This is a genomic window from Candidatus Effluviviaceae Genus V sp., from assembly GCA_014728125.1.
GTDB lineage: Bacteria > Joyebacterota > Joyebacteria > Joyebacterales > Joyebacteraceae > WJMD01.
Map to the genome: position 1 here is coordinate 26,620 of WJMD01000125.1, position 6,444 is coordinate 33,063.

At 66.7% G+C, this 6,444-nt stretch carries 8 protein-coding genes and 1 tRNA gene; all 9 read left to right on the forward strand.

The features are described from left to right. The first annotated feature begins 174 nt into the window (after positions 1-174). Positions 175-251, forward strand: a tRNA-Val gene (locus GF405_07870). 242 nt (positions 252-493) lie between these two features. Next, on the forward strand, positions 494-1,072 hold the full coding sequence (locus tag GF405_07875; protein MBD3368071.1) for a translation initiation factor IF-3: 579 nt from the start codon (positions 494-496) through the stop codon (positions 1,070-1,072). 4 nt (positions 1,073-1,076) lie between these two features. After that, positions 1,077-1,271, forward strand: a complete 195-nt coding sequence (gene rpmI, locus GF405_07880; protein MBD3368072.1) for a 50S ribosomal protein L35 — start codon at positions 1,077-1,079, stop codon at positions 1,269-1,271. Between the two features lie 33 nt (positions 1,272-1,304). Beyond that, positions 1,305-1,661 carry a 50S ribosomal protein L20 gene (gene rplT / locus GF405_07885; protein ID MBD3368073.1) on the forward strand — a complete coding sequence of 119 codons (357 nt, stop codon included), beginning with the start codon at positions 1,305-1,307 and terminating at the stop codon, positions 1,659-1,661. Between the two features lie 21 nt (positions 1,662-1,682). Beyond that, a complete protein-coding gene (pheS, locus tag GF405_07890; GenBank protein ID MBD3368074.1) occupies positions 1,683-2,693 on the forward strand; it encodes a phenylalanine--tRNA ligase subunit alpha in 1,011 nt (336 codons plus the stop codon). Between the two features lie 17 nt (positions 2,694-2,710). Continuing rightward, positions 2,711-5,104 carry a phenylalanine--tRNA ligase subunit beta gene (locus GF405_07895; GenBank protein ID MBD3368075.1) on the forward strand — a complete coding sequence of 798 codons (2,394 nt, stop codon included), beginning with the start codon at positions 2,711-2,713 and terminating at the stop codon, positions 5,102-5,104. 20 nt (positions 5,105-5,124) lie between these two features. After that, the gene (gene zapB, locus GF405_07900) at positions 5,125-5,358 is read left to right on the forward strand and encodes a cell division protein ZapB (GenBank protein MBD3368076.1); all 234 of its coding nucleotides are present in this window, start codon (positions 5,125-5,127) and stop codon (positions 5,356-5,358) included. 105 nt (positions 5,359-5,463) lie between these two features. Continuing rightward, the gene (zapA, locus tag GF405_07905; GenBank protein ID MBD3368077.1) at positions 5,464-5,745 is read left to right on the forward strand and encodes a cell division protein ZapA; all 282 of its coding nucleotides are present in this window, start codon (positions 5,464-5,466) and stop codon (positions 5,743-5,745) included. A gap of 223 nt (positions 5,746-5,968) precedes the next feature. Then, on the forward strand, positions 5,969-6,444 hold a 476-nt coding region (locus tag GF405_07910; protein MBD3368078.1), incomplete at its 3' end, for an AAA family ATPase.

Below are 6,444 nucleotides of genomic sequence, written 5' to 3' on the forward strand. Positions count from 1 at the left end.
GTGAGTCCCGGTCGGTCGCGGCGGCGAACCGCGGGTGGTCCCGTGCGGGGCGGCAGCGACTCCGGCCGGCGAGGCCGCACGACCGGCTCTTTCGGCTTGACAGTGGCCCGCGTGTCCCGTATCTTCAGGGGACGAGGCGGGACGTCCCCGCGAACGGCGGGGTATGTCGCGAACGGGCGATTAGCTCAGATGGTTAGAGTGCTTGCTTGACATGCAAGAGGTCACTGGTTCGAATCCAGTATCGCCCACCACTCGGACCCGCCCGCGGACCGGCCGCGCGACGGACCGGCCGCGACACGCTCGAACGGCGCGCCCGCGATGGGGCGCCCGGCGGGCGTCACAGATGAATGAGAAGAAGAAGCGGCACGCTTCTCACCTCAAGGACTCCCGCGAGAAGGGGAGACCCGAAGAGGTTGAACGTTTGATATCGGGCACAGGGACGTCCTGATGCCCGATGAACGGGATGTGCCGCAGCGCGCATCCCGTTCTTTGCATGAGGTTGTCGCGGACGCGGCAGAGGGAAGGAGGGACGGTGGCAATAAGGAGCCCGCGCGTCAATCGCCGGATCCGCATTCCGCAGGTTCGAGTCATCGATGCTGACGGAGCGCAGATCGGCATTATGCAGACGTCGGAGGCGCTCGCACTTGCGCAGGAACGCGGCCTGGACCTCGTCGAGGTGTCGCCGAAGGCCCGGCCGCCCGTGTGCAAGATCATGGACTACGGGAAGTACATGTACCAGCTCAAGAAGCGCGCGAAGGAGGCGAAGAAGCGGCAGCACGTGACCCAGGTCAAAGAGGTCAAGATGCGGCCCAAGATCGAGCCTCACGATTACGACTTCAAGTGCCGGCACGCGCGCGAGTTCTTCGAAGATGGGGACAAGGTCAAGTTCACCATCATCTTCCGCGGCCGGGAGCTGGCGCACAAGGAACTGGGAAGGCGCGTCCTCGAGCGTGTGGCGGAGACGCTCGACGACGTCGCGCATGTCGAGGTACCGATCCGTTCGGAGGGGCGCAGCATGACGATGGTCATGGCGCCGGCCTCCGGGCAGAAGAACAAGGAACGTGGGAGCTGAGAACATGCCGAAGATCAAGACACACAGAGGAGCGGCGAAGCGGTTCAAGCGGACGGGCAAAGGCAAGCTCCGACGCTTCAAGGCGTACCGCGGCCACTTCTTCATCAGGAAGAGCTCGAAGCAGAAGCGTGCGCTTCGTCGGCCGGAGTACATCGATGCCGCCGACCGGAAGCGCATCGAACGTCTGCTGCCTCGCTAGGCGGCGCCATCGCAAGAAAGGACGAGGAGAACCATGTCCAGGTCGAGAGGGGCTTCGTCTTCGAGGCGGAGACGCAAGAAGATACTGAAGGCAGCAAAGGGCTACCGCGGCGGCCGGAGCAAACTGATCCGGACCGCCAGAGAGACCGTCCACAGGGCCGGGCAGTACGCTTACCGCGACAGGCGGGCCAGGAAGCGGGACATGCGTCGTCTGTGGATCATCCGCATCAACGCCGGCGCGAGGCTTCACGGTCTCTCGTACAGCCGCTTCATGCACGGTCTGAAGGAGGCGAACGTCGAGGTCGACCGGAAGATGCTCGCCGACATGGCCGTGCACGACGCTGACGGTTTCGCCCGTCTCGTCGAGGTGGCGAAGGACAGTCTGGAGTAGGATCGACCGCGGAGGTCGCCCTTGATCGAGCGGCTGAAGGAACTGGCCGAGGAGGCGCGCCGGCGGATCGCCGACGCAGCCGACGAACGCGAGCTCGAGGAAGCCCGCGTGGCGTGTCTCGGCAGGAAGAGCGAGATCAACCAGGCCGCGCGCGGACTCGGCAAGCTGCCCGAGGACGAACGGCGCGAGGCAGGGAAGGCCCTCAATCAGCTCAAGGCCGAGCTGGAGGGCCTCCTCGAGGAGGCCCGCGAGCGGATCAGCTCGGGCGGCGACTCGGAGCGTGCAGGTCTCGATGTCACGCTCCCCGGCCGCGCGCCGTGGGTGGGGCGACGACATCCCCTGAAGCGCACCTTCGAACGGCTCGAGCGGATCTTCCTCGGCCTCGGCTTCCAGGTGGCGGAGGGGCCGCACGTCGAGGACGAGTTCCACAATTTCGACGCGCTCAACATCCCCGCGGAGCATCCCTCCCGGGACGCCTGGGACACCTTCTATCTCGAGGGCGGCATGCTCCTGCGTACGCACACCTCTCCGGTGCAGATCCGCGAGATGCAGTCGAGACGACCGCCGATCCGCATCATAGCCCCCGGGCGCGTGTTCAGGAACGAGACGCCGGACGCGTCGCACGCCGCGGAGTTCTACCAGCTCGAGGGACTCGCCGTGGGGTCCGACATCCGGTTCGGCGAGCTCAAGGGGGTTCTGACGAGCTTCCTGCACGAGCTCTTCGGACCGGACGTCGGCGTCCGTTTTCGGGCCGGCTTCTTCCCGTTCACAGAGCCTTCTACAGAGGTCGACATCGCGTGCGTCGTCTGCGGGGGAGACGGCTGTCCCGTCTGCAAGCGCACGGGCTGGGTCGAGCTCCTCGGCGCCGGCATGGTCGACCCCCGCGTCTTCGAGGCGGTCGGCTACGATCCGGACGAGGTGTCCGGATACGCGTTCGGCCTCGGAGTCGACAGGATCTGCATGATGCTGAGCGGCATGGACGACATCCGGCTCTTGCTTGAGAACGACATCCGGTTCTTGAGGACCGTCTAGAGAAGGGGCGCGTCACGATGCAGGTCGGGCTCAGGTGGCTCAGGGACTACGTCGAGATCGATGTCGAGGCCGATGCGTTGGCCCGGCGACTCAGCGAGTCGCTGACGGAGACGTACGTCGTCCCGCTTCCCTCCGACACCGTACGGGGCGTCGTCGCGGGACGCGTCGTCTCGGTCGACCGGCACCCGAACGCCGACAGGCTCTCCGTCTGCGTGGTCGACGCCGGGGAGCGGACCTACACGGTGGTCTGCGGCGCGCCGAACGTCCGTTCCGGGATGTCCTCCGCACTGGCCCCTCCGGGCTCGACCGTGGCGGAAGGCCGCACCATCTCGGAGGCCACCATCCGCGGCGCCCGGTCGCAGGGCATGCTCGTCTCCGAGGTCGAACTCGGGCTCGAGGGCTCAGCGGACGGGATCATCGAGCTTCCGGACGATGTCGTTCCGGGGGCGGACCTCTCGGACCATCTGGGATACGGCGACGCGGTCTTCGAGATCGATGTCCAGCCGAACAGACCCGACTGCATGGGCGTGCTGGGGATCGCCAGGGAGGTCGCGGCCGTTCTTGACAGGCCGCTCACGCTGCCGGCGACCGACCTGGTCGAGGATGGTCCGGCCGTCGAAGAGCTGGCGTCTGTGTCCATCGAGGACACCGACGGCTGTCCTCGCTACATCGCCCGGGTCATCAGCGGTCTGAGCGTCGGCCCGTCGCCGGCATGGCTGGCGGTGCGTCTCAGGAGCGCGGGTCTTCGGTCGATCTCCAACATCGTCGACGTGACCAACTTCGTCATGCTCGAGTACGGGCATCCGATCCATGCGTTCGACCTCGCGCTGCTTCCGGAGGGGCGCATCGTGGTACGTCGGGCGCGGAGCGGCGAGCGGATCACGACGCTCGACGGTGAGGAGCATGCGCTCATCGATGAGGACCTTCTGATCACCGACGGGAAGAGGCCGGTGGCTCTCGCCGGCGTCATGGGGGCCGAGAACTCCGAGGTCTCCGCGAGTACGACCGACGTGCTCCTCGAGTGTGCCTGGTTCGACCCCGTCACCGTGCGCAGGACCGCCAGACGGTTGGGCCTGCGCACGGACGCCTCGCAGCGATTCGAGCGGGGCGTGGACCCGGCCGTGATGGACCAGGTGGCGTCTCGCGCCTCCGAGCTGATGCGGAGTCTCGGCGCAGGGACGGTCGCAGTTGGAGCCGCCGACGAAGGTGTAATGCCGCCGGAGCGGCCGCGGCGCGGGCTCAGGACCGACAGCGTCCGGCGACTGATCGATCCCGGCATCGGCGACGACGAGATCGTCGGGTTGCTGGACCGTCTGGGACTCGAGCCCGAGGCCACCGGAGAGACCGTCACGGTCACGATCCCGACGCACCGCCGGGACCTCGAGACGGAGGCCGACCTCGTTGAGGAGGTCGCGCGGCTCAGGGGATTTGAGTGCGTCGAGGCGTTCGTGCCGTACCGGGACATCGGAGCGTCCGGAGGAGATCTCAGAGCGGCGCGTCGTTCGGTCCTGACCGCGATGCTCTCGTTCGGCTTCCAGGAGGTCCTGACCACGTCGTTCATGAGCGAGCGGTCGCGCCGCCTCGTCGACGGAGAGGCGTTCTCGGGCGGCGAGCCCGTCAGGATCACGAACCCGATGAACAAGGAGATGCCGTGGCTTCGCACGGCGCTTCTGCCGGCGATGCTCAACGTCGTGCGGCACAACCTCAACGTCGGCAACCACGAGCTCCGGCTTACCGAGGTCGGTAAGGTGTACCGCACGACCCCGGAGGGGGTGGACGAGGCCTGGCGCCTTGGGGCGGTGCTCTCGGGGCCGCATTCCCGCCCGGGCTGGAGCGGCGAGCAGCGCTCCGTCGATCTCTACGACGGGCTGGGCATTCTCTCCGGGCTGACGGAAGCTCTCGGAGTTGACACTCCCGTGGCCGATTGCTACGATGGCTCCCTGCTCGACCGGGCGGAGGCGGCGCGGATCCGCATCGGTGGGTCCGATGTCGGCGTGGTCGGTTCGCTCTCGTCCGACGTTCGGGAACGTCTGGACGTATCGCAGCCTGTGGTTATCTTGGAGGTCGAACTCGAGCCGTGGCTTCGCGTCCCGCAGGTCGTGGGGCAGTACAGGCGGCTCCCCAGATTCCCGAAGGTCAGACGAGACGTCGCCCTCATCCTGGATGAGTCGACACCGGCGGGCGACGTGCTCAGGGAGATCGAGAACGCCGAAGAGGAGCTTCTGGTCGACGTCCGCATCTTCGACGCGTATCAGGGAGACCAGCTTCCTGACGGCAGGAAGAGCCTTGGGCTCTCCCTGACATACATGTCGGAGGAGAGGACGCTGACCGACGAGGAGGTCGAGCGGGCCCACGGGCGTATCGTCCGGCGGCTCGTCGACGGGTTCCAGGCGGAACTCCGGGGCTCCTGAGGCTCCTGCAGGGAGCGGATATGCAATTGCCCGGACTGGAAGAGCTGGAAACCACCGTCGCGAAGGCGGCCGAGGAGATCGGCGGCCTCCGCAGCGAGAACAGACGGCTTGCGGATCTTCTCCGGGCTGTAGGAAAGGAGATGGACGCCCTGGCCGGACAGCTCAGCGGACTCGAAGCCGGCCGGAAGCTGGATGCGAGGAAGCGCAAGCGCATCGAGGATCGTGTGAAGTCGATCATCGAGAAGCTTCGCTGACCGTACGCGATGCGGCCCATCGGGGTGCGGACGGTCCTTCAGGAGCACTCGAACCGTCGTCGTGGGTGACGGCGTGGAGGGGGCTCGCGAGACCGGGATGAAACGATGAACACCGTCAAGGTTGAGATAAACGGTTCGGAGTACCGGATCCGCGGCGACGCCGATCCGGAGCAGATCCGCGAGATCGCCCACTATGTGGACAGCAGAATGCGTGAGGTGGCGAGCGAGACGAATCTCGGCTCCTCGCTCAAGGTAGCCATCCTCGCGGCGCTCAACATCGCCGGCGAACTCTTCCAGGAGCGAGAGGACAGGAACACGCTCCTGGCCGTCGTCGAGGAGAAGGCCGAGGAGCTGTCCCAGACACTCGAGTCGGAGCTGGGCGACTAGAGGAGACCCGAACCCGACGCATCTCGACCCCCGGACGTTTCCCTCCCGATCCGCCCCTGAGTTCCCCGCGCAGCACACCACTTCGCGCGGCGGTCCTCGCACCCGACTGGTCTGTCATTGAGCGGCTGTCGACGGGGGCGGCGTGACGACCCAGACGAGCGGCGATCTCTTCCAGAGACCGGACGGGCTCGCTCCCGAGCCGGGAGCGGGGCTCGCCAGGCGCATGCGACCGCGCACTCTCGACGAGTACGTCGGGCAGTCGCACATCCTGGCGCCCGGGAAGCTCCTCAGACGTGCGGTCGAGGCGGACCGGCTCTTCTCGATGGTCCTGTACGGTCCGCCGGGAAGCGGCAAGACGTCGCTCTCCGAGGTCATGGCGCGCGCCACGGGTTCGGCGCTCGTGACCATGAACGCCGTTGAGGCCGGTGTGGCCGATCTGAGAAGGACCATCGCGGAGGCGAGGAACAGACGACCGAAGCGGACGATCCTGTTCCTCGATGAGGTCCATCGCTTCAACAAATCGCAGCAGGACGTGCTCCTGGGACCTCTCGAGGACGACACCGTGACGATGGTGGGGGCGACGGTCGAGAACCCGTTCTTCTACCTGAACCCGGCGCTCCTCTCGAGGATCCAGGTCTTTGAACTCAGGGCGCTCGAGGAAGCGGAGGTTCGCGCGCTCATCGAGGCGGCCCTCCGCGA